The 22,018-nt window shown below is 66.6% G+C and carries 20 protein-coding genes and 3 pseudogenes; 15 read left to right on the forward strand and 8 right to left on the reverse strand.

Translation table 11 applies throughout. The features are described 5' to 3' along the window. Together OXS49_RS25560 and groES are read right to left on the reverse strand one after the other, a co-directional pair. A partial coding sequence (locus tag OXS49_RS25560) for a TCP-1/cpn60 chaperonin family protein (RefSeq protein WP_276082066.1) occupies nucleotides 1-456 on the reverse strand: 456 nt, incomplete at its 3' end. A gap of 99 nt (nucleotides 457-555) precedes the next feature. After that, complete coding sequence (groES, locus tag OXS49_RS25565; protein ID WP_243920647.1) at nucleotides 556-843, reverse strand: co-chaperone GroES; 288 nt, start codon at nucleotides 841-843, stop codon at nucleotides 556-558. Nucleotides 844-1,239: 396 nt separating this feature from the next. On the opposite strand from groES, the gene rsgA reads away from it, so the two are divergent. The 3 genes from rsgA to OXS49_RS25580 all read left to right on the forward strand — a co-directional run bounded on the left by rsgA (nucleotide 1,240) and on the right by OXS49_RS25580 (nucleotide 4,755). Continuing rightward, the gene (gene rsgA, locus OXS49_RS25570) at nucleotides 1,240-2,274 is read left to right on the forward strand and encodes a ribosome small subunit-dependent GTPase A (protein ID WP_244004463.1); all 1,035 of its coding nucleotides are present in this window, start codon (nucleotides 1,240-1,242) and stop codon (nucleotides 2,272-2,274) included. Nucleotides 2,275-3,252: 978 nt separating this feature from the next. Continuing rightward, nucleotides 3,253-3,678 carry a BLUF domain-containing protein gene (locus OXS49_RS25575; RefSeq protein ID WP_267427471.1) on the forward strand — a complete coding sequence of 142 codons (426 nt, stop codon included), beginning with the start codon at nucleotides 3,253-3,255 and terminating at the stop codon, nucleotides 3,676-3,678. A 189-nt stretch (nucleotides 3,679-3,867) separates the two neighbouring features. Beyond that, entirely contained in the window at nucleotides 3,868-4,755 is an 888-nt protein-coding gene (locus tag OXS49_RS25580) for a cobalamin B12-binding domain-containing protein (RefSeq protein ID WP_244004459.1), read from the forward strand. Nucleotides 4,756-5,185: 430 nt separating this feature from the next. Here OXS49_RS25580 and OXS49_RS25585 read toward each other — a convergent pair whose 3' ends face one another. Next, nucleotides 5,186-5,752 (reverse strand): hypothetical protein, encoded by a 567-nt coding sequence (locus tag OXS49_RS25585; RefSeq protein ID WP_267427472.1) that lies wholly within the window; start codon nucleotides 5,750-5,752, stop codon nucleotides 5,186-5,188. 476 nt (nucleotides 5,753-6,228) lie between these two features. After that, nucleotides 6,229-6,666, reverse strand: a pseudogene (locus tag OXS49_RS25595) (Plug domain-containing protein); the annotation flags it as partial. Between the two features lie 236 nt (nucleotides 6,667-6,902). Between OXS49_RS25595 and OXS49_RS25600 the strand changes: the two are divergent. The 3 genes from OXS49_RS25600 to OXS49_RS25610 all read left to right on the forward strand — a co-directional run bounded on the left by OXS49_RS25600 (nucleotide 6,903) and on the right by OXS49_RS25610 (nucleotide 9,290). Then, the gene (locus OXS49_RS25600) at nucleotides 6,903-7,745 is read left to right on the forward strand and encodes an AraC family transcriptional regulator (protein WP_267427473.1); all 843 of its coding nucleotides are present in this window, start codon (nucleotides 6,903-6,905) and stop codon (nucleotides 7,743-7,745) included. 153 nt (nucleotides 7,746-7,898) lie between these two features. Then, complete coding sequence (locus OXS49_RS25605) at nucleotides 7,899-8,171, forward strand: metal/formaldehyde-sensitive transcriptional repressor (RefSeq protein ID WP_267427474.1); 273 nt, start codon at nucleotides 7,899-7,901, stop codon at nucleotides 8,169-8,171. A gap of 12 nt (nucleotides 8,172-8,183) precedes the next feature. Further along, a complete protein-coding gene (locus OXS49_RS25610) occupies nucleotides 8,184-9,290 on the forward strand; it encodes a nickel/cobalt efflux transporter (RefSeq protein ID WP_267427475.1) in 1,107 nt (368 codons plus the stop codon). Here OXS49_RS25610 and OXS49_RS25615 read toward each other — a convergent pair. Further along, nucleotides 9,280-9,882: a hypothetical protein gene (locus OXS49_RS25615; RefSeq protein WP_267427476.1), complete on the reverse strand. Its 603-nt coding sequence runs from the start codon at nucleotides 9,880-9,882 to the stop codon at nucleotides 9,280-9,282. The genes OXS49_RS25610 and OXS49_RS25615 overlap by 11 nt on opposite strands. A 46-nt stretch (nucleotides 9,883-9,928) precedes the next feature. On the opposite strand from OXS49_RS25615, the gene OXS49_RS25620 reads away from it, so the two are divergent. The 5 genes and pseudogenes from OXS49_RS25620 (at nucleotide 9,929) to OXS49_RS25640 (ending at nucleotide 13,211) form a co-directional block, all read left to right on the forward strand. Then, nucleotides 9,929-10,282, forward strand: a complete 354-nt coding sequence (locus tag OXS49_RS25620) for a hypothetical protein (protein WP_267427477.1) — start codon at nucleotides 9,929-9,931, stop codon at nucleotides 10,280-10,282. Nucleotides 10,283-10,321: 39 nt separating this feature from the next. Beyond that, a pseudogene (locus OXS49_RS25625) lies at nucleotides 10,322-10,753 on the forward strand (AMP-binding protein); the annotation flags it as partial. Next, nucleotides 10,645-12,108, forward strand: a complete 1,464-nt coding sequence (locus OXS49_RS25630; protein WP_267427478.1) for an FUSC family protein — start codon at nucleotides 10,645-10,647, stop codon at nucleotides 12,106-12,108. The pseudogene OXS49_RS25625 and the gene OXS49_RS25630, both read left to right, overlap by 109 nt. Before the next feature lie 195 nt (nucleotides 12,109-12,303). Further along, nucleotides 12,304-12,840, forward strand: a complete 537-nt coding sequence (locus OXS49_RS25635; RefSeq protein WP_267427479.1) for a biotin/lipoyl-binding protein — start codon at nucleotides 12,304-12,306, stop codon at nucleotides 12,838-12,840. Continuing rightward, nucleotides 12,837-13,211 (forward strand): hypothetical protein, encoded by a 375-nt coding sequence (locus tag OXS49_RS25640; RefSeq protein WP_267427480.1) that lies wholly within the window; start codon nucleotides 12,837-12,839, stop codon nucleotides 13,209-13,211. The genes OXS49_RS25635 and OXS49_RS25640 overlap by 4 nt, the downstream gene beginning before the upstream one ends. A 221-nt stretch (nucleotides 13,212-13,432) precedes the next feature. On the opposite strand, the pseudogene OXS49_RS25645 reads toward OXS49_RS25640, so the two are convergent. After that, nucleotides 13,433-13,664, reverse strand: a pseudogene (locus OXS49_RS25645) (type II toxin-antitoxin system Phd/YefM family antitoxin). A 582-nt stretch (nucleotides 13,665-14,246) separates the two neighbouring features. Between OXS49_RS25645 and OXS49_RS25650 the strand changes: the two are divergent. The 4 genes from OXS49_RS25650 to OXS49_RS25665 all read left to right on the forward strand — a co-directional run bounded on the left by OXS49_RS25650 (nucleotide 14,247) and on the right by OXS49_RS25665 (nucleotide 19,768). Next, on the forward strand, nucleotides 14,247-16,619 hold the full coding sequence (locus OXS49_RS25650) for a TonB-dependent receptor (protein WP_267427483.1): 2,373 nt from the start codon (nucleotides 14,247-14,249) through the stop codon (nucleotides 16,617-16,619). A gap of 115 nt (nucleotides 16,620-16,734) precedes the next feature. Beyond that, nucleotides 16,735-17,646, forward strand: coding sequence for a hypothetical protein (locus OXS49_RS25655; protein ID WP_267427485.1), 912 nt, complete (start codon nucleotides 16,735-16,737; stop codon nucleotides 17,644-17,646). A gap of 23 nt (nucleotides 17,647-17,669) precedes the next feature. Beyond that, complete coding sequence (locus tag OXS49_RS25660; RefSeq protein ID WP_244004445.1) at nucleotides 17,670-19,439, forward strand: SbmA/BacA-like family transporter; 1,770 nt, start codon at nucleotides 17,670-17,672, stop codon at nucleotides 19,437-19,439. Further along, nucleotides 19,436-19,768, forward strand: a complete 333-nt coding sequence (locus tag OXS49_RS25665; protein WP_267427486.1) for a thioredoxin domain-containing protein — start codon at nucleotides 19,436-19,438, stop codon at nucleotides 19,766-19,768. The genes OXS49_RS25660 and OXS49_RS25665 overlap by 4 nt, the downstream gene beginning before the upstream one ends. 64 nt (nucleotides 19,769-19,832) lie before the next feature. Here the strand turns inward: OXS49_RS25665 and OXS49_RS25670 are convergent, their stop codons facing one another. Both OXS49_RS25670 and OXS49_RS25675 read right to left on the reverse strand, forming a co-directional pair. Then, nucleotides 19,833-20,816, reverse strand: coding sequence for a DUF4880 domain-containing protein (locus tag OXS49_RS25670; protein ID WP_267427487.1), 984 nt, complete (start codon nucleotides 20,814-20,816; stop codon nucleotides 19,833-19,835). Nucleotides 20,817-20,895: 79 nt separating this feature from the next. Next, nucleotides 20,896-21,417, reverse strand: a complete 522-nt coding sequence (locus tag OXS49_RS25675) for a sigma-70 family RNA polymerase sigma factor (RefSeq protein WP_267427488.1) — start codon at nucleotides 21,415-21,417, stop codon at nucleotides 20,896-20,898. Nucleotides 21,418-22,018: the final 601 nt, after the last annotated feature.

Below are 22,018 nucleotides of genomic sequence, written 5' to 3' on the forward strand. Positions count from 1 at the left end.
GGCGGAGATCGTGCCGACCTGGGCGATCTCATCGGACGAGGCGACCTTGCGGGAGCGCTCGCCGATATCCTTCACGACGGCGGACACCGCCAGATCGATGCCGCGCTTCAGGTCCATCGGGTTCATGCCGGCGGCGACGTACTTCACGCCCTCCCGAACGATGGACGCGGCCAGCACGGTTGCCGTCGTGGTGCCGTCACCGGCGGTGTCGCTCGACCGCGAGGCCACTTCGCGCACCATCTGGGCGCCCATATTCTCGAACTTGTCGACGAGCTCGATCTCCTTGGCGACCGTCACACCGTCCTTGGTGATGCGCGGGGCGCCGAAGCTCTTCTCGATCACGACGTTGCGGCCCTTCGGGCCGAGCGTCACCTTCACCGCACTGGCGAGCAGCTCGACACCGCGCAGCATCTTCTCGCGGGCATCGGCTGAAAAGCGAACGTCTTTGGCGGACATGGTGGAGCCTTCATCATCTGTCGTGTGGCCCCGAGGCACGCCACGGCGGGCGCCTCAAGGGGCAGATCGCGCATCGAGGCCGTGCGGCCTGATCCGAACTCAGGCGACGACGCCCAGGATGTCGGATTCCTTCATGATCAGGAGGTCCTGCCCGTCGATCTTGACCTCGGTGCCGGACCATTTGCCGAACAGGACGCGGTCACCCGCTTTCACGTCGAGCGCGTTGATCTTGCCAGCCTCGTCTCGTGCACCTGGGCCGACGGCAACAACCTCACCTTCCTGCGGCTTCTCCTTGACCGTATCGGGGATGATGATGCCACCCTTGGTCTTCTCCTCGCCTTCGATGCGGCGGAGCACCACGCGGTCGTGCAGCGGACGGAATTTCATCGTGAGATCCTGATCGTTCCCAAGCGAGGCCCAACCGACATGGCGGGCTCTGTCGCGGGAAGAGTAGCGGCGCTGAAGCGTGTGTGGCCGCTCGATCGGCGCACCATTAGCACTCGCATCGTAGAAGTGCTAATTTCATGTCTGAGGGTCGAGACCCGCGTTTGAGAGGGTGGTGTGCCGCGCCCTGCCGCCGCCTCAGTCCTGTCAGGGCGGTATCAAACCGGTCGCTTTCGTCGGCTCGTCTCGGTGCGACTCGGATCGACCTGCGCATCGGTACGACCATCCGATTCGCTTGGCATGTTCAAGCGAGGCCTTGTCGCGGAACGGTCCTCGCGTTCCATCTGGATCCGATGGGAGCCCGAAGCAGAGGGCTGGCCAAGCGCTTGATGTCATGGCATGGGCCGATCGGTGATCGAGCATCCCACCGCCTTCCAACCCGTATCGCTTGCAAGCCTGGGGTGGTCCGATTTCTTCGAGGACCAGCGTGAACCCCACGAGGCCGATTTCGCCCCGATGCGGGTTGCCGCGATTCACCGGTCCCGCCTGACTGCCCTATCGGAGGCCGGCTCGGTTGAGTTGACTCTGACCGTTCGTGCCAACGCGGGCGACGTCACGGTCGGCGATTGGATTCTCGTCGACCCCAAGACCGAGACATTGCATCGCCGTCTCGGCCGCAGGACGGTGATGGAGCGACGCACGGAAGGCAGCCGGATTCTTCAAGCCGCGGCGGCCAATGTCGACACGCTGTTCATCGTCACCTCCTGCAACGCCGACTTCAATCCCGCGCGCCTAGAGCGCTATCTGGCTCTGGCCAATCAAGGCGGCACAACCCCGGTGCTCCTGCTTACCAAGGCGGACACAGCCGACGATTTGGGCGTCTACCAGCGTCAGGCGTCCCAGTTGCAACGCGGGCTCGACGTTGTGACCCTCAATCCACGTCTGCCCGCGGCTGCAAACATGCTCGCTGCGTGGTGCGGAATGGGGCGAACCGTCGCGCTGGTCGGATCCTCCGGTGTCGGCAAATCCACTCTGGTGAATACGCTGGTGGGCCCAGGTCAGGCGCCTGCTCAGCTGACCGGAGGCATTCGCGAGCACGATGCGAAGGGACGCCACACGACCACATCGCGTTCCTTGCATGCCATGGCCGGTGGCGGCTGGGTCATCGACACGCCGGGAATGCGAACGTTGCATCTCAGCGGCGCCGCAGAAGGAATCGAAACCCTATTCGCTGAGATCGTCGAGCTCGCGCCCTCGTGCCGATACCGTGACTGCACCCACGCCCATGAACCGGGCTGCGCCGTGACGGCCGCGATCGCCGAAGGCAAGATCGAACCTGATCGATTGAACCGGTGGCGCAAGCTTTTCGAAGAGAACCGGGACAACACACCAACATCCGTTGGGCCACGCGGTCGCCAGCGTCCCTCAAGGTAGGCACCCCGCTCGATCCAAAAGCTTTGCTCGCGTTGACGCCGCGTCAAAGTCGATTTTTACGACAGGGCCGGTGCGGCATCGAATGTCCGTCTTACCGTCCCATCAACTCCGAATCAGGCGGGCGGCTTCTGACCCGCATCGGCCGCTACAGTTTGCACGCATCAGTGTCTCAGACGGGGTGGTTTCACCATTATCCGCTTCCAAGCGGAAAAGCGGTCGCGCGAACATCGCTCGGCGCACGCTCATGATCCGAAGCTGATTTTCGAAATACCGATCTGTCTTGGATCACGACGGCTCTTGCTCAGGATATGCCGCGCTACGAGGGGGGTAGCTGGCTAAGTACCGGGCGCGCTCCCAAAGATCGATCCCATGGCCGTTGGGCAGCGCCGCAGCGATTTCTTTCGCGTCGTCATCGCTTTGAGCCTGGATCGTACGGCTTTCTCCCACTCGGCCATCGACGCTGAGGCTGAATACACGGTACATCCGCGGCCCCGGATCAGGCTCATCGATACTGGTGGGTGAGCCTGACACGCGATGAGTGGTCCGGTGCGGACGGGACCATACAGATGATCACCGCCTTAAGTTGCAGATGCCTATGCCAGCGGATCGAGGGCGTTGAGAGACACTGGCTCGGGCATACCGGGCACGCCGGCTAAATCGATTTTGCACAATCTATCTGACAATGCACCTCAGAAAAACGCGTAGGCCCCGCGGGCCGTCTATCCCGTTTGCCGCTGCTCCAGGCACAGGAGCGATCGCGATGAGCCGACTGGCTCGAGTCGAGGGTGAGCGCCACAACGGGCTGAACGAAAATCTCCGCGGGCCTGCCCGCTAAATGAAGTCCAATTTTCAATTGGGTCCGCTGCGCTATCCTACCGCCGACGCACCGAGTGGACCGGCCTGTCTGGCCTCTACGCGGGACGCCCCCATGTTCGAGAATACGGCATCCCACGCAGGGCCGAGCCGGGCCGAACCAACATGCCCGCCCTCTATCTTTGTGTTGATTGCAGCCGTGCCGCCGAGGGTATCGATGACGCCGAAGTCGGCCGCATCGTCGAGGTGGCCCAGCGCCACAATGTCGCGCGTGGCATCACCGAGGTCTTTGTTTTCGGCAGCGGCACCTCTTTTTTGTGGATCGAAGGGCCGGCGGCCCAGATGAAGATGCTGATCGCCAGCCTGCATCGCGACCCGAGGCATTACGATCTGGTCGCGCTGGACCAGAGCGAGGAAGAGCGGGAGCGCCTCTATCCGACTTGGGGCCTGGAGCGGGTCGAGGCCGACGATCTCCGGGTGGTACTCCAGGACGCGCTGGATAGCACCGAGGACCAGAACAACGCCGCGGCGCTCAAGCGGATCCTGCTGCAACCCGATTCAGGGCCCTTTCACGCGCTCGGACGAAAATAATCAAGCTCGGATAAGAAGATCCGTTGGATACGCCATCAGCGCCGCAGGCGCAGACATCGCCGGCTGATTACAGTCCGATAGTAGGATATTCGGCTCGTCCTTTACATCGTCGTAATTTGAGTTTTTCATGCCGAGCAGTGACCGAGCGACCAGCAAGGCCGTCGACGCGAGAGCGCCCAGGGGGGGACGATGCAGGATTTCGGTGCGTCCGAACATCTGTGGAGCGACGGCCTCGGTTACGATAGCGAGGCTGCGGCAGAAGCGCGTCGGCAATACGCACGCAAGCGGACCGCCGAGGCGGCGCGCGAGCGCTGCCTTGCCCTGGAGCAGGTCGTCCAGACAGAAGTCATCCCTCAACTGGTTCTCCTCCACCGCAAAGCGGGGACCGAACTCGTCAAGCAGGCGTTCAAGCCGACTGCGGGGCAGGTCGCGGCCTTCACCGACCTCACGCTCTTGCCGGACCACGGGGCTGTGACCGAGGCTTTCTCGGCCCTGGTCGCGGCGGGCCACCCTGTCGATCGCCTGTTTCTCGATCTGCTGGCGCCCTCTGCCGCCCTGTTGGGCCGCATGTGGGACGAGGACCTGTGCGACTTCGTCGAAGTCACCACCGGGGTCGCCCGGCTTCAGCATCTCGTGGCGCGCTTCCGGGCCGACGACGGGATGGCTGTGCTCGATGGGAAGCGCCGTCTGCTCCTGATGGGTGCGCCTGGTGAGCAGCACACGCTGGGCGTGCAGATCGTCGAGCAGTTTCTGACGCGGGCCGGCTGGGTTGTGTCCCTTGGCCTCTCATCCAGTCCAGAGGAGATCACCGATTTGGTGGCGTCCGAATGGTTCGGCGTCGTGGGACTGACACTCAGCAGCGAGACCCGCGTCGATCACATCGCGACGGCGATCCGCTCCGTGCGCGAGGCGTCGTGCAACCGATCCATCGGTGTGATGGTCGGAGGACCGATGTTCCTGCAGAACCCGGACTTGGTCCATCAGGTCGGAGCGGACGCATCCGCGGTGGACGCGGCGACGGCGGTGCTCCTGGCCCAACGGCTGCTCGATCTTTCACTTGAGCACGACAAGGCGTGAGATCTTGTTTGCATCGGCGGCCAATTGCGGGAGTTGATGACGGGGATGCCCCGTCAGCCTTGCCAGCGGCTTCTTCGTCAGGTGTGCGCCACCCGCCAGTTGGCTTATCGCGCCACGGTGTCAATCGAGTGTCAAGAGCGGTTTCGAGGCTGCAACGCGTGGAAGCTGCCGGTGTAGGCCCACACGCTTGTGCGCCGTAAGTGGTTTAAAGCGCAAATATTCAATATAAGATTCAAAATGTCAGGGATCTTCTGCGGGCGCGGGGCTGCGCCCTGCAAACCGCAGGAGCTCTGCCCCTGAACACCGCCAGAGGACTGCAAGTCCTTTGGAAACCCGTCGTTTCTCATCTTCGAGAGGAAAAACGAGGCTGGGAGGGTCCGCCGGGCCGTGTGCAAGCAGCAGAGGCCACCCACGCAGGGCATCGGACGTTTCACCCAGGATCCGCATCATCGGGGGTCCGAGGGATCCTCCGCGATGGGCGGGTGTTCGATCGACCGGAATGATGAGACCATGACCTAGGTGTATGGTGCCGGATCGTCAGCGCCGCGATCAGCACCAGGGCGAGGGCGCCCTGGCGGATCTGCCGGCCGAACCCGTAGCCCGCCTCCTCTTCGATCCAGCGGAAGCGGTTCGTGACGAGATCGGACGGGCCGCCCGCGCCGATCCGCGACAGGGCGCCGAGGCCGAGGCGGCGCAGATGCGCGAACACGGCGAGCCGCAGGCCGGCGACCGCGTGGTAGCCGGATTCGAACCCGCGGACGAAGCCAATGGGCATCACCACGAGACGGGCGAGGAAGGTGCCCGCCACCAGCGCCCCGGCGATCCGGGATTGCCCATCCGTCCAGGTGCCGCCGGCCGGCCCGTGGATCACCCAGGCTGCGGTCAAGAGCGGCAGACCGGCCAGCCCGGTATCCGCCGCCATCACGGTGAGCCCGACCTGGTAACGGATCCGCTGCCGCGGCGCGATCCGCGTGGTCAGGTCGCGCCCCCACGGCACGGCTCTGGAACCGGCAGCGCCCGCGGCCTGGGATGTCTCAGGAGCTGACGGCATCGGCGCTCTCGCAACGTCGCCGACGCCCGGCGCATCGGGGTTCTGGAGGGCCCAGAAGCGGGCGTAGCGGCCGCCCCGGGCGAGCAGCGCGGCGTTGTCGCCGCTTTCGACGATCCGGCCCTGGTCCAGCACCACGATCCGGTCGGCATCCACGATAAAGGCGAGGCGATGGGCGATGACCAGCACCGTCCGTCCGCGGGCCAGCGCGCCGAGCGCGCGTTGGATCTCGCGATCGTTGATCGGATCTGGCCGATGCCATAGCGCTCCTTGAGACCGAGATCGAGGAACAGGGTGTCGGGGACGAGCACCCGCGTCGTCGCGGTGCCGATCTCGAACAGGCGCTCGGAGGCCGTGGCGAAGACGTCGACCCGGTCGACGCGCGGCTTCTCGGTGAAGATGTTGAGCACGTACGCAAAGGCGTTCATCCCGTAGAGCGTCCCCTGCGGCCCGCGGAGCAGTTCGACCCGGCTCACGTCGAACAGATCCTGCGCGAGGTTGGCCGAGGCCTGCGGCACGCCATCGACAGAGACCTGGACGGCCGGATTGTAGAAATTCGGCGCGGCGATGCCGCGAAGCGTGAAGTTGGCGTAGGCCCTGTTGCCCCGGTTCGCGATGACCGTGTTGGGCAGCACCTTATGCAGGTCGCCGACGTCGCGGACGTCATTGTCGGCCAGCCGCGCCTCGGTCGCCACGGAGACGGCGCTGTCGACCCGATCGAGGCGCTGCTCGCGCTTGTTCGACGTGACCACAAGCTCTTCGAGCTGGAGCGTCTCCCCCTCCGGCCGAGAAAGGGCAGGTGTTCCGGTAAGCAGCGCAAGAACGGCAGCGGACCCGGACTCAATTATTCTTATTGACAGCATTTCTAAACTACTACTACGCCGGAAAAACTACGTCGTGCGTCATCAAGGTTTCAAAATATCTTGTCTGCCACTTTTGGGTCTGGCATTGACGCCATCCGCACAAAATCAAAGCTTGCGGAGGATCGGTAGGGCGTGTTGTCGAATCCACACAGCGCCCTCGCGGCCCCCGTTCCGCCCCCGTCCTGGCAGGATGCGATCGCGGAGGGACTGGCCCGGCCCGGCTGGGCTGGTTGGAGATGGCGCGGATCGAGTCGGTTGCCGCCGACATCGCGGTCGTGATCGTGGACGCGTTCCTCGATCGCGACATCACGGTCGATCTGACCGGCGCGGCGACCTTCTCCCTGAGCGTCGTGCTGGAGAGCAGTAGCCGGCTGCGCGTCGACGGCCTGCCGCTAGTCGACGCGGAGGCGGGCACCGCACTGCTCTACGCCTGCCGCGGCCCCGCCTCGGGCGAGGACCTGATCCGCGGCGGCCAGCGCGTCAGGGTGGTGGATCTACGTTTTGAGGAGGGGTTCCTGATCCGGACGGGCGATGCGCGCCTGTCGGGCCTCGCGGAAAGCCGCGCCGCGGGCGGTGGGGTCTTCCGCTCGGGCTTTCCCGCGCCCGCTTCGCTGCTTCAGATCGCCAACGACATCGCCGGGATACCGGCCTCCGGCGCGCCGGGCCGCCGCCTCTTCCTGCACGGAAGGGCGGTCGAAGCCCTGGGCGTGGCCCTCGACGCCCTCGACGGTGTGCCGCGGGGGCGGCGCGCGCCCCGGCCGCAGGAGCGGGAGCGGCTGCTCCGGGCCCGGGCGATCCTCGACCGCGACTTCCGGAACGGCTGGACCATCGAGCGCCTGGCACGCAAGGTCAACATCAACGAGAAGCAGCTCAAATACGGGTTCCGCGACCTCGTCGGTCAGCCGGTCCACGCCTATCTGACGGCGCTCCGCCTCGACGCGGCGGCCCGACTCATCCGGCAGGGCGTCAGCGTGGCCGATGCGGCCGTGTCGGTCGGGTTCGGGAACCTCAGCCATTTCAGAGAGATTTTCCGCGAGAACAAGGGGCTCAGTCCCTCCCGCTTCGCCCGGCTGCGCTGAGCCTGCCGGCGGGGCCTCGGCCGCAGGCGCGGTTTCCTTCATCCGCAGCCGCACAGCGCCGCCGCATTGTACGAGGCCGGCCTCGGGCTAGCCTGGGCTCATCCGTTTCTGCTTGCATAGGGTACCCCCCTATCTTATAGGGTTCACCGTTCCATGTCGCACACGATCAAGGACAAAACGAAGCTGCTCGGCCGGGTCCGTCGCCTTAAAGGGCAGGTGGAGGCCGTGGAGCGGGCCTTGGAGGCCGAGCGCGGATGCGCCGAAGTGCTGATGCTCGTGGCCTCCATGCGCGGCGCCATCAACGGCCTGACCGCCGAACTGATGGAGGATCACATCCGCCATCACGTCGTGGATCCCCCGTCCGAGGCCGAGCGCGCCCAGGGCGCGACGGAGCTGATCGCGCTCATCCGCACCTATCTCAAGTGAGAGGAGCCACCCGTGCCCAGCCTTCCCGAACTCCTTCAGCAGGGCACCGGGCACACTTGGCTGTTCGTGCCGACCGCGATCCTGCTCGGCGCGCTGCACGGCCTCGAACCCGGCCATTCCAAGACGCTGATGGCCGCCTTCATCATCGCCATCCGGGGCACGGTGCGGCAGGCGGTGCTCCTTGGCCTGTGCGCCGCGCTCTCGCACACGGCGATAGTCTGGGCGGTCGCCCTGATCGGCCAGCACTTCGGGCAGGCCTGGATGGGCGAGGCGGCGGAAGCGCGCCTTCAGCTCATCGCGGGAGCGCTCATCCTGGCGATCGGCGGCTGGACGGCGTGGCAGATCCGGCGGGACCACCATCACCATGACCACGCGCATCACCACCACGCGTCCGAGCTCCGGCGGATCGCCACCCGGGCGGGGACGCTGACCCTGGCGATCGTCGAGGACGGCGTGCCGCCGCGCTGGCGCATCCAGGCCGCGGACGGGCCGCTGCTTGACGCGCAGGCGCTGCGTCTCAGCACGATCCGGCCCGACGGCGCGCGCCAGGATTTCGCCCTCGTGGAGCACGACGGATACCTCGAGAGCCGCGACACCATCCCCGAGCCGCACGCCTTCACGGCCCGCCTCGCCCTCGGCGCGGAGACGCACGATCTCGCCTTCGCGGAGCACGACCACGATCACCCCGGCGCGCTGGACCTCGGCGAGGCGGACGACGCCCATGCCCGCGCCCACGCGGCCGACATCCAGCGCCGCTTCGCCGGCCGCACCGTGACCACCGGGCAGATCGTGTTGTTCGGCCTCACGGGCGGGCTGATTCCCTGTCCGGCGGCGATCACCGTGCTGCTGCTGTGCATGCAGTTGAAGCAGCTCAGCCTCGGCTTTGCCCTGGTGCTATGCTTCGGGATCGGCCTCGCCTTGACCCTGGTCGCCGCCGGAATTGTGGCCGCGCTCGGCCTGCGGCACGCGGCCGGGTGCTGGCCGGGTCTCTCGACGCTTGCGGCGCGGGCGCCCTACGCCTCGGCTGGCCTGATCGTGCTGGTGGGGCTCTACACCGGCTATGTCGGTTGGCAGGGGCTCCACGGCGTGCGCAGGACGGCCGCCGCGATCACGCAGTAGTCGCGGCCGGGGCCCACCTCAGGAACAGGATCAGCGCGAGGCTGAGGGCGAGGCCGACGCCGACGAACCAGAACCCGTCGGCATAGGCCATCACCAGGGCGTCGCGGCGCATCTGTGCGGCGAGGGCGGCGACGGTGCGGTCCTGGGCCAAAGCGGGGTCGGCGATCCGGGCGGCGAAGCCGGCGAGGTGCTTCTGCGTGCGCAAGGCGTTGTGCGTCACCGTCTCGGCGATCACCGAGACATGCCAGTGCTCGCGCCGCGCGACCATCGCCGAGAGTACGGCGATGCCGACCGAACCGCCGAGATTGCGCGTCATGTTCATCAGGGCCGAGGCATCCACCGTATCCCGCGGGGAGAGCCCGGCGGTGGCGAGCTGGGAGAGCGGCACGACGAAGAGCGGCTGCCCGAGCGCCCGGAGCACCTGGGGCAGGATCAGCTGGTCGCGGCCGACATCGTGGCTGAGCCCGTCATCGATCCAGCAGCGCGCGATGAAGAACCCGGTTCCGATCGCGATCAGCAGCCGCGGATCGAGCCGCCGCATCAGGGGTGGCAGCAGCGGGAAGACGAGGAGCTGCGGCAGACCCGACCACATCACGACCTCCCGATCTGCCCGGCATTGTTGATTCACCGGGGTCGAGGTGCTGCGCCAGCGCGCCCAGCGCCTGGGCCAGGGCGCGGACGCGGCGATGCCGGTGGTGTTCACGAGCCTGCTCGGGCCCGACATCGACGCCCTGGTCCACCGCAACGGTGGCGCGGTGATGCTCGGCGAGCCCTGCCATCTCTACACCGAGACGCCGCAGGTTTGGCTCGACCATCAGGCGATGATCCGCAACAACAGCCTGGAATACAACTGGATCGTCATCACGGAGCTGTTCCCGGACGGACTCCCGGAGGCGATGTTCGAAGCCTACGGTGCGCTCCTCGACCCTCTCGGCGCGGATGCAACGTCCTGGGAGGCGCCGGTGCCGGACGACCTCGCGCCCGCCGAGTAGCAGGACGCGCGCACCCGGGCCAATGCCACCGCCCTCGGCGGGGCGACCGAGGCGGCAATCTGGTCGAACTGGTTCGACACGGAGGCGCAGCCTCCGGGCTGGACCTCCGTGCCTTATGGCTACCTGCTCGCCAACCAGCGCTACCACGTATTCGATGCGGCGCTGCGGCCCCGCCCGGACGATGTTGAGGGCGACCGCTACATCGCGGGCGACGGGCTCGCGCCCGGTTACCTCGGCGACGAGGCCGGGACGGCACGCGCCTTCTTCCCGCATCCGCGCACGGGCGAACGGCTCTATCGCACCGGCGACCACAACCGCTACCGGGCCGGGGCTGCCTCGAATTCCTGGGCCGCGCGCCCTAGGTGTCCGCCGCCGTTCTGGATCGGCTCGCCACCGGGACCGCCGCCGAGGCGCCGCTTCGGCCGGAGCAGATCGGCGGCCTGTTCGCCATCGACGACCTGCTGGAACTGAGCCACGCCGCGTCGCCGGATGTCGCGATTCGTGCCGACGCCGTCCGCACCTGCATCGCCGCCCTGTTCGGCACGTTGCTCTGCGTCGCGCGCCTGCGCGACGCGCAACCAGGGAGCCTCGCAGAGGCATACGGTCTCGTCGGCACAGCGCTGCCGCAAGTCGTCGCGCTGATCGAGCGCCGCCGCCTCGCCGAAGCGAGGCGACAGACCGACGCCCTGCGCGTCAGGCTGCGCGATCATGTCGGCCTCGCCGAGGGGACGGTCGGCGACGCATCCGCCCGGCTGATCGCGCTCGACCGCCTCCTCGACGTCATCGCGAATTACAGCACGGCTGTGTCCGCGTTGGCGGCGCTTCACGGCGGGATCGTCCAGTCTCCGCGCGCCTTCCGCTATCATCGCGACTGGCGCGGCGCCGTCGAGAACCGGTTACGCTCCCTGCTGGCAATCCCGCTCGCCGGCGCGTTCGGGATCGCAGCCGGCTGGAGCGACTGGTCACTGCTGCTGCTCATCCTGGCGCCGTACACGGTCCTGCTCGCCCTGACGAGAAATCCCGCGGCGGGGGCGGTCGCGTTCATCAAGGGTACGATCGTGGCCGTGCCGCTGGCTTTCGTCTGCGCCTTCGGCCTACTCCCGGGCGTGCAGGGCTTCCCGCCGCTCGTCGCGATCCTCGCGACGTTCTGGATGGCAGGGCTCTACGCGACCACCATCCCACGCCATGCCCCGGCCGGGCTCACCTATCTGGTCGCGTTCAAAACGCTCGTTGGCGTCGTCAACCCGATGGTGTTCAGCGTGCCCGCTTTCCTGAACCAAGCGTTCGGTTGGATCGCGGCGGTCCTCGTCACGCTGCTGGTTTTCCGCGTGATCCTGCCGCCCGACCCGCACCGTCAAGCGCGCCGGATCGAGGCCGCGCTCCGCCGCGACGTGCTGGCGGCCGTTCGCTCAGGGTTCCGGGCCGAACGATCCGTCTGGGAGCACCTCCAGCACCACAGCCTGGTCCGCATCGCGCTCGGTCTCAAGGCCGATCCGGGGGCGGCGACGCCGATGCTGGCGGACGGCATCGCGGGCCTGCAACTCGGCCGCGCCGCATTGCGGGTGCGGGATGCGGCCGGACGACCCAACGCCTCGCAGGCGTTGCGGGAGGCGACGCTGGCGGCGCTCGCCGGCGCAGCCCGGCCGTCGCCGCAGGCTGCCCACACGCTCACGAGGGCCGCGGCGGATATTGCCGCGCAGCCGGTCGACGAGCCGCCCGAGCGGGCGGTGGCCCAGCGGATCGTCGCCGGCCTCGCCGACATGGCGTCCCTGGTCGGCGCGCAGGCCGACTGGCTCGCCGGTCGCCTGAGGTACAGGTCGCGCTGAACGAGGTCGCACTCGGCGGCGTCTATCTGCCGCCCATCCTCGCCTACCTCGTCGCGGCGATCCCGATCTGCCTGGGGTTGCGCGCGGCCATCGCCCGCACCGGCGTGCTGCGCTTCGCCTAGCATCCGGCCCTGCTCGAATTCTCGGTGCTGCTCGCGACGGTGGCACTGCTGGTCCTGTGCGTCTGAGTTTTTCATGCCGATCGTGAAGCGCCTGCTCCGCCCCTTGCTCACCCTCGCGATCGTCGCCGGTACCGGCGTGCTGATCGTCGCCCTATGGTGGGCCTACATGCTCGCGCCTTGGACGCGCGATGGGCGGGTCAGCGCCGAGGTGGTGCAGGTTGCGCCTGAAATCTCTGGTACGGTGGCGGAAGTCCGTGTGGTCGACAACCAATACGTCCGGCGCGGCGACATCCTCTACGTCATCGACCCGGCTCGCTTCCGGTTGGCCCACGACGGCGCCGAAGCAACCGTCCTGGCGAAACGCGAGGACACGGCGTTGAAGACCGCGGCGGTGCGCCGCCGCAATCAACTCGGCCACGGGATCGTCGCCCCCGAGGTGATCGAGCAGGTCAACGGCTCGGCGGCGATCGCGCGCGCCGCGTATGACGGCGCGGTCGCGGCCGCCCATGTGGCGCAGCTCAACCTTGAGCGCACGACGGTCCGGGCGCCGGTCGACGGCTATGTCACCCATCTCCGCCTACGGCCGGGGACTATGCCGCCGCGGGCGTGACCCGTGTTCCCATCCTCGACGCTGGCAGCTTCTGGATCACGGGTTATTTGGAGGAGACCAAGCTCGCCCGCATCGCAATCGGTGGCCGGGCCGCGGTGCAGCTGATGGGCTTCGCGCCGCGGATCATCGGCCATGTCGAGAGCATCGGGCGCGGGATCGCCGATCCGAACGACAGCCCGGATCATCTTGGCCTGCCGAGCGTCAATCCGGTCTTCACCTGGGTGCGGCTGGCGCAGCGCATCCCCGTGCGCCTCCACATCGACACGGTACCGCCGGGCGTGATGCTGGCTGCCGGCATGACCTACAGCGTCGGCATCGGCGACGAAGAGCCCAAAGGCCGGCTGTGGTCGATGCTGAACGTCCTGCGATGACGGCGCGTCTCGCTGGTACGGCCGATCCGTGTTCCACGCGCAGCAGCAAGGTTGTGTACCCGCCGAGTTTCGCGATGTCGCTCCCGATTCCGGCGAGGGTCACCACCCAGAGGTAAAGACTGGCGTTGTTGCACTCCATCCAGTCGAGCAGCGTGACGGCGAGAACGGCCTTGGTCACCGCGCCGACCATAAGGGCGTTGGTACCGATGGGATACACGGCGTCACAGCCCGGCGCGTGTGAGTCCACCTGACGGGGAGGGGAGGTCGTCGTCCGTGATAGGTGCAGCTAAGAGGAGTCTGCCAATGAACGGGAGCCTGGGACAGCCTTTGCCACTCCTCGAAGCTAAGGAGCACGGCCTCAGGCCGGCGATGGCGCGTGATGATCGACGGTTTGCCCTGTTTGGATTGATCGACGACGGCTGAGAGCCTTGCTTCGGCGTCGCGAAGCTGGATCTCCGAATTTGAACGCCTCCTTGACCAAGGAGGTCATGACAGGCGTGCGGCCAAACGCGAGCGAAGGTGCCTCGGCCGTTCGAGGGCGCCAATCAAATTATTAGCGATAATACTAGATCGACCAACTAAAGCTGATCAAGCGCACAAGATACGGGTACTGCGTCCTGTACAGATCTGATTCGCCGGAATGTTCGTCGTGAAAATCGACTGAGTCTCGTCCTTGGCTTCGAAGCGATCGACAATTGAAATTTGGGTCTAAACCCGGGGCCTATCGAATCCGTACAGGCCGTAGCTACGGGTGGGCAGGTTTCGATCTCTCACAGCGTCGCATGGTCCACGCCGTCTGATCCACGCAAAGTGAGCAAGAGCCACCAAACCGGGGCAATCCCAGGGCGCAGCGGAGTCGTACCGGCGCTGCGGTTAGAAACTCGCGCCTGAACTGACGCTTTCGGCTGCTCGACCGACAGGGAAGGTGAGCGCGGAGAGAGCCGCGTCCCGGGCGGGGCTACAATGACAGAGACGGTGGCGTTGTCGAATGGGCACGGCAAGGGGTGGCGCTATCGATCGTGCGGGCGCGGGACGATGCTCGCCATCCTCTTGTCCACTGCTGCGTCGGCGCTGCTGCTGCCGCTCGCAACGCCGGCCTATGCCCAGAGCCAGATCGACTTCAACATCCCGGCGGGCGATCTCGGTAGCGCGCTGGCGCAGATCGGGCGGGCCAGCGGGCAGGCGATCTCCTTCCCTGCCGACTTGACCCGCGGCCGCACGACCGGGCCGATCGTCGGACCGATGAGCGTCGGCGAGGCGGTTGCCCGTGCCCTGGCCGGCACTGGGCTGACGGCGGTCGCCAGTTCGCATGGCGGCCTGATCATCCGGCGGACGCAGGCCGCCGCCCCAGCCGCTCCGGCGCCGGGCGGCGACACGCTCGCCGTCATCGACGTAGCCGACCTCGTGAGCGGGACGGGGGACCGCGGCTTCGCCGCCGGCACCACCAGCACGTCCGATCGCCTTAACATCCCGCTTAAGGAGAACCCGCGCTCGGTGGTCGGCGTCACCAAGGACGTGATCCAGGCACAGGGGCTGACTTCGATCCTAGATGCGGCCCGCAACGTCAGCAACGTCACGGTCAGTAACGGCGCAGGTCAGGGGCAGGGCGTCGCAAGCTACAGCGTCCGCGGTTTCGACGTACAGAACGTGATGATCGGCGGTCGCATCGGGCCGCGCGGAATCTACGTGCCGATTGAGGATGTCGAGCGCGTCGATGTTATCAAGGGACCGACCACCGACCTCACGGGCGTAAGCCTCCCAGGTGGCGGCATCAACATCATCCCCAAGATGCCCAGCGCCGAACCGATCCGCAAGGCGGCGCTCTATCTCGGCAGCCGCTTCTACCGAACGCTCGCCTTCGACCTGGGCGGCCCTGTCGAAGGGACCGAGAACCTGACCTATCGCATCAACGTCTCGGGCAACACCGCCGATACGGCGCCGGGCGGCGACAGGTCTCCTCATGATGGGCTGATCTCGCCGAAAGTCCGGTGGGATGACGGTGATACGACCGTGACGGCCGGCGTTCGTTACGCCGATCAGATCGTCGGGCTCTCGCCGATCACGGTCGGCAATTATGCGCTCAACTGGCGCCCGATCCGGGTCTCACGCGAAAGGCCGATTGGCACACCCGACGCCGGTGCATCATTCCGAAGCCTCAATCCCTACCTCGATTTCGAGCACAAGCTCGGATCGGTCGTTACAGACCGGTTCGGGACATTCGATTTCACCGTTCGCAACCGCTCCGCGTATTTCTCGAATAACTACACGTCTGTCGGCTATATTTTCGCACCCAGCATGACCGGTCCCACGATCGTGTCGCCGATCGGAAGCTATATGTCTCAGACCGAACGGAAACTGGTCACCCAATCAGATCTTATCGTGGTTCACACCCTGGATGATTATAAGAACACAATGAGATTTGGTATTGATTATACAACAGACTCTTTGTCAGTTTTGAATCTTCTTACATTTCCAAAGCTGCGCTTCGACGCTCGGATGCCGCCAGCCGTGCTACCTTTGCCATCCCGCTTCGGCTATCATAACAAGTCATATGTCAATTTCGACGATATCGGCCTCGCTTTTCAGAACAAGATCGATTTATTCGATCGCCTTCATGTTCTCGGATCGGTCAGACAGGATTTCTACCAATCCAAGACCTCCCATACGTTGAGCAGCACGGTGGATAAAGCAGACCAGCCCGCGCTGATTTACAATGGCGGTGCTGTTTTTGATATCACCAAGTGGATGAGCGTCTACGGAACGATGGGTACGGGCTTCACCCCGAATCAAGGTGTTCTCGCCAACGGTCAGTCGGCCCCGCCGCAATTCGTCAATCTTAGCGAGTACGGCCTAAAATTCAACTTGCTCAACGACCGGTTGACCGTGACAGCGTCTCGTTTTGAAAATCAGTACAGCAACGTGCTTATCTATGATCGATCAAAGGGCGGGAACGTTCTCGGACCGGGCAGCTCATCGAACGGACTCGAATTGGACGTCCAGGGACAACTGACCGACAACATCAGCCTGATCGCCGGCGTTGGACGCACACTGATCCGTGCCCAGGGCGCTAAACCCGGAGAAGTCTTTCCGGGAATTCCGCCCTACAAGGGAACGCTGTTTGCGGTCTACACCTTCAACGAAGGTCCGCTTCAAGGATTCCAGTTTGGCGGCGGGACCGAGGCGGTCCCCGGGACCTACAGCAGCTTCGGCCCGAAACAGGGCAATTCGCGGATCCCTGGATACGTGACCGTCGACGCGATGGTCGGTTATGCGAAAGACAACATCAGCGTCTCGCTCAACGTCAAGAACGTATTCGATCATTACTATTATGAGCCGACGCAGGTCCCACAATTCATTCCGGTTGGTCAAGGGCGCCTGATCATGGCTCAGGCCCGGATCAAGTTCTGACCAATCGCCGGCGCCCCGCGCGCCGAGGGCACGACCCCGGATCCGCGGGGACTTACAGCCAGCATGTCCCCGTGGGCCGTCGAGCGTTTGATTTCCGATCCCAGGATCCTCCGTCATGTCGATCCCTCCTTGTCTCGCCTTCGGCGGCGACGCCGCGCGAAAGTCCGCATTGCTGGCGCGCCTTGACGAACACCGCGACGCCGGAACAGTCACGCCATCCGGTCCGAGCTGGACCGGGGTGGGCGGGACACCCGCCGGCTGCATCGCCGGTTCGAACGATCCGGCGGATTTCGCGCGGGCGACGGGCTTTCCCTCCTCCCTGATGCCGCTCCTCGACTTCCTTTGTCCGCGTTGCGGAGACGAGGAGCGTGGCTCCAATGCGGGCGAGGCCGCCGATCTCGCGCGGGCCATGCTCATGGGCGTGACGCCAGGGGCCGACCTGACGAACGTGCCCGGTCTCATCCTGTGCGCGTTGCTGGACGAGGCGTCCGCGCACGCTGGAGACGAGCCGGAGATCATCGCCGCTCGTGACCGCATCGAGGCCTTGCATCGCGCCGCGTTGGCGGGCCACCGGCCGGGAGCCACCGCGTGGCGCGCGGCCCGGGCGGCGGCCGTGACGGCGACCGATGCCGCCCGGGAGCCGGCCGGACAGCGCTTCGGCCGGCTGGTCGAAGCGGTGGCCTGGGACCCGGCTGCCTCCTCCTCGATCCTCCAGGAGGTCGCGATGGCTTGGCTCGAGATCGAGGCCCACGCCGCGTCGGCGGCGACCGGCTGGACGGCGGCGGACGACGCCGCCGTCGAACGCTGCTTCCAGGCCTGCCGGAGCGAGAGCCTGGCGGCGGGGGGGCAACCCGAGGCGTTCGCCTTCCCGCCGCTCTTCCACGCGCGCGAGCCGGAACTCGCCCGGCGGTTCGCCATGCAACTCGCCGCCGCCAACGCGGCCTATTTCCAGGCGGTCCGCGATCTCGCACGGCGCTGCCTCGATTACCTCGCTGCGGCCCGGCCGCCGGGCGCGGCGGCGGCATGACGCGACCGCCGATAACGAGCCCCGTGCAGTCGAACGACGCCGGAAAACCGGAGCTGGGCGCGGGGGCGCCCGGACCCGCGATCCCGACCCAGATCCTGCTTTTGGCGAAGCTCCGCCATTTCGGCCGTTTGACGTTCGCGTTCTGGATCACCCGCAGCGCTCTCCGGGCCTGGGCGCTCGTGGGGGTGAACCTCGCCGCCCAGAGTCTCATGGTCTACACGAGTGTCCTGAGCACCCGTTACACCAAGGCGCTCTACGACATGCTGGCCGAACGGGCGCTGGACCGGCTGCCCGGGGTGCTGGGCCTGCTCGCCATCGTGTTGGGCGCCGCCATTGTTCAGACGGTGATCGCCTTCTCGGTGCCCGAAACCATCGCGTTCGAGTGGCGCCAGTGGCTGACCGGCCGCTACGTGGCGCGCTGGTTGCAGAGCGGCGCCTATTACGAGACCCAGCGCCGCGATCTCCTCGACAACCCGGACCAGCGCATCGCCGAGGATGTCCAGGCCTTTACGAAGACCATGGTCCTGCTCGTCTTCGCGCTGATCCAGGTCGCCTCGATGGGGATCACCTTCGGGATCATCTTGTGGTCGGCGTCGGGCGCCGGCGCGATCACCCTGGGACCCGTGAGCCTGCACATCCCCGGCCTGCTGCTCTGGGCGACGGTGGCCTGGACGATCCTGCACACGGCCGCGGTGCTGGGTGCCGGGCGTAGGCTGCCGCGCCTCGTCGCGGAGGGGCAGCATCGCGCCGCCGATTTCCGCTTCAAGCTGATCCAGGTCCGCCGCTCCGCGGAGCAGGTGGCGCTGCTGCGTGGCGAGGCGGCCGAGCAGGCGGCCCTGACCGCGCGATTCGCGGCGATCCGCACGAACTTCTTCGCCCAGATCGGCCAGACCGTGAAGATCCAGGTCACGAACGCCACGATCGGCCAGGTCAACAGCCTGTTCCCGTTGCTGCTGATCCTGCCGCGCTACGTCGCCGGCGAACTGTCCCTCGGCGACCTGTTCCAGACCCAGCGGTCGATGGAGCAGTTCCACGGGGCGATCGCGTATTTCGCCGAGGCCGCCGCGACGATCCAGGTCCTGCGCGGCACGATCCGCCGCCTGCGCGCCTTCGATGCCGTGCTGGACGCCGTCCCGTCCCGGCCGGATCCCGGCCCACCCCGGGCCGAGGCCGCCGCGCTGGAGGTCGAGGCGCTGACGATCGGCCGACCCGGCGGCGCGCCGCTCCTCAGCCTGCCGGCCTGGCAGGTGGCCCCCGGGCAGCGCTGGCTGATCCGCGGCCCCTCGGGCATCGGCAAGAGCACCCTGCTGCGGACGCTCGCCGGGATCTGGCCGGAGACGACAGGCCGGCTGACCATGCCGCCGCGGGCGGCGACCCTGTTCATGCCGCAGGTGCCCTACCTGCCGATCGGATCCCTACGGGAGGCGATCACCTACCCGTCGCCCGATCCGGTGCCGGACGCGGTGCTGCGCGACCTCCTCGGGCGCATTGGGCTCGCGGATCGGGCGGCGGATCTCGACCGCGCCGCCGAGTGGGACCAGCACCTCTCGCCGGGGGAGCAGCAGCGCCTCGCCTTTCTGCGCCCCCTGCTGCTGCGTCCGGCGCTGATCCTGCTGGACGAGGCGACCAGCGCCCTCGATCCGTCGAACGCGCGGGCCATGTACGCGCTGCTGCTCGACGCGCTGCCGGGCCTGACCCTGATCAGCGTCGCACATTCCGACGTGCTCGATGACTTCCACACCCACCGGCTCGTCCTCGGCGAGTCGAACGACGCGCGCGAGAAAGCCGCATGACTGTAGCCTCCGTGACCGATGCCACCTTCCAAGCCGAGATTCTCGATGCCGCAGCACCGGTGCTCCTCAAGCTCTGGGCGCCCTGGTGCGGCCCCTGCCGGGCGATGAACCCAATCATCGAGGAGGTCGCGGCCGAGTACGCGGGCGAGATCGCAGTGCGGGCGGCGGACATCGAGGCCGATCCGGCGATCGCCGAGCGGCTGGCGGTCCGCGGCATCCCGCTCCTGGTCCTGTTCCGTGGTGGCGTGGAGGTCGGGCGCGTTTCCGGCGTCATGTCGAAGACCCGGGTCTGCGCCTTCATCGACGGGCATCTCGACCCGGCCCAGTGATTCGCGTGCTTGCTCCCGGATTGGAAGCCGGTTCGGCGCAAGCAGGCCCGACAAAACACCGGCTTCAGCCGGGTCGGGCGTCTCCGGGCGCGCCCGGCCCGATCGCCACCCAATAATGCGCCACCCGGGTGACCGACAGGTTGAGGGAAGCACCCAGGATGTCGAGGGCGTCGTCCGGGCGCCGCAGCGGGAACACGCCGGTGGCGCGGATCTCCGCCACGGCCGGATCGAGGCGAATGACGCCCGGGAAATAGGGACGCAGACCGTCGACGATCGCCGCGACCGGGCGGTTCTTCGCCACCAAGAGTCCATCGAGCCAGGCCGCGGCGTCCTCGACCTCCACCGGCTGCCGATCGGGCTGGCCCGCCCGAAGGCCGATGCGCTCGCCCCGTCCGATAGGGCCCGAGGCCTGCGTTGCGAAGGCGATCTGCCCCGTCCCCTCGAGCCCCGTCGCCGCGAGACTGTCCGGTCGCTTCTCGATCAGGAAGCGGCCGGATGTGGCCGTGAGGCGGAGCGCCCCCGCGTCGAACCGGAACGGCGCGGCCCGGGACGCGACCAGCAGGAGAACCTCGCCCTCGATCAGGCGGATACCCCGCCGGCCAGGCGCGTAAGCGATGTCGAGGGCGGTGCGTGGTGCCATCACGACCACGCTGCCGTCGTCGAGGTGGACACGGGTCTGCTCGGCGGTCCGCGTCACGTGATCGGCGAGGAGGCTGCCGAGCGGCACGAACCGGTCCGTTACCACCGCGCCGGCTGTCCCGAGACCCAGCGCGGCCATCAGGCCGGCGAGCACGGCGCGCCGATCGGATCGCCGCTCGACGAGCTGCTGCCTCAGCCGGCCCGCCGGCAGCTTCTGCTCGGCCGCGAGCCCACAGGGTGCGAGGCCCCTCTGCAATTGCGCCCACGCTTCCACATGGCGCGAGTCGGCCGCGAGCCACGATTCGAAGGCCCGCTTCTGACGTTCGGAGGTCACTCCGGAACACAGCTCGACCATCCAGCCGATCGCGGCCTCGCCCGGCTCATCGTCGTGGTTGGCGGATCTCGTCATCCCCGATCTCCGTACGATCCGCTCGACGTGCTCACGCTCACCTTGATCACAGCCAACCCGGTCACCACAGATACCCCGGTTACTCTTGGCGCATCTGCGCCTCGTAGGCGGCGCGCAGCCCCTGCGCAACGTACTTGCGCACCATGCTTACCGAGACCTTCAGCTCCGCGGCGATCTCCGCATAGGGCAGGCCGTCGATCTGACTCATGAGGAATGCCGCACGGGCCTTCTGTGAGAGGCGCGCCAGCATGGTGTCGATGGCTTGGAGTGCTTGCGCGAGGATCAGCCGGTCCTCCGCGGATATCTCGACCGCTTCCGGCATCGCCGCCAGCTCGGCCTCGTAGGCCAGCCGGAGATCGCTGCGGCGCCGCGCGTCGCAGATCAGCCGCCGCGCGATGGTGGTCATCATCGCGCGCGGCTGCCGGACCCGCTCCAGATCGGGCAACTGCAACAAGGCGATGAAGACATCCGCCGTCAGGTCGTCCGAGGCCGCGACGGTCCAGCGCTGCCGATTTAACCACCGCGTCAACCATTGGTTGTGTTCTCTAAACAAGAGATCGAGAACGGATGCGTTTTTGTGAAGTGCCGTAGCCCCCATCATGGCGCCCTCAAAGACCCTGAGCCTGCCTGTCTTAAGATCACGCGGGTTCACCCCGCGTTTGCGACTCGCATCTTAGCTGGCATGCAGTCTGGATCCATTCCGAACGCGCTTAAATTCCGAGCACAAGCTTTTCATATGTTCGGCATCGGGAGAATTTTTTACGCAGACACCCTGAAAATTTAACGCTGATCTCTTCGTGGGGGATCAGGCACGAGGATAGATTGCGGGTGAGGAGCACGGAAGCGGGTCATTGACCAAACTCTTATATCATGAATGCGGGTTTATATCGGGTTTGTACGAGAGATATTGAGGAAGAACTTAAAGCAGATCTTAGAAAGCTTCGCCGTCGCTCCCGTGCCGATCCTGCGGGCTGTCCGCGCGGGGGATCCTGCGAGGCGCACCCACTTTTGTCGGGGCTCCCGCCCGGTCGACCGACTCCGGGGAAATGCCGCGGGTCGACGCTTCAACACAGATCCTTCGGCAAGCGTGGAGTGATTCACCCTGTCGGGTCGAGGTGTTCCCTGCCGAATGGGCAAAGCGTGTAGCGCGCCGGGGGGAAAGGATCGGAGCGCGCGACGCGTCACCTTGGCTTGTCCCGGCT

The organism is Methylobacterium sp. GC_Met_2 (assembly GCF_026540795.1).
Classification (GTDB): domain Bacteria; phylum Pseudomonadota; class Alphaproteobacteria; order Rhizobiales; family Beijerinckiaceae; genus Methylobacterium.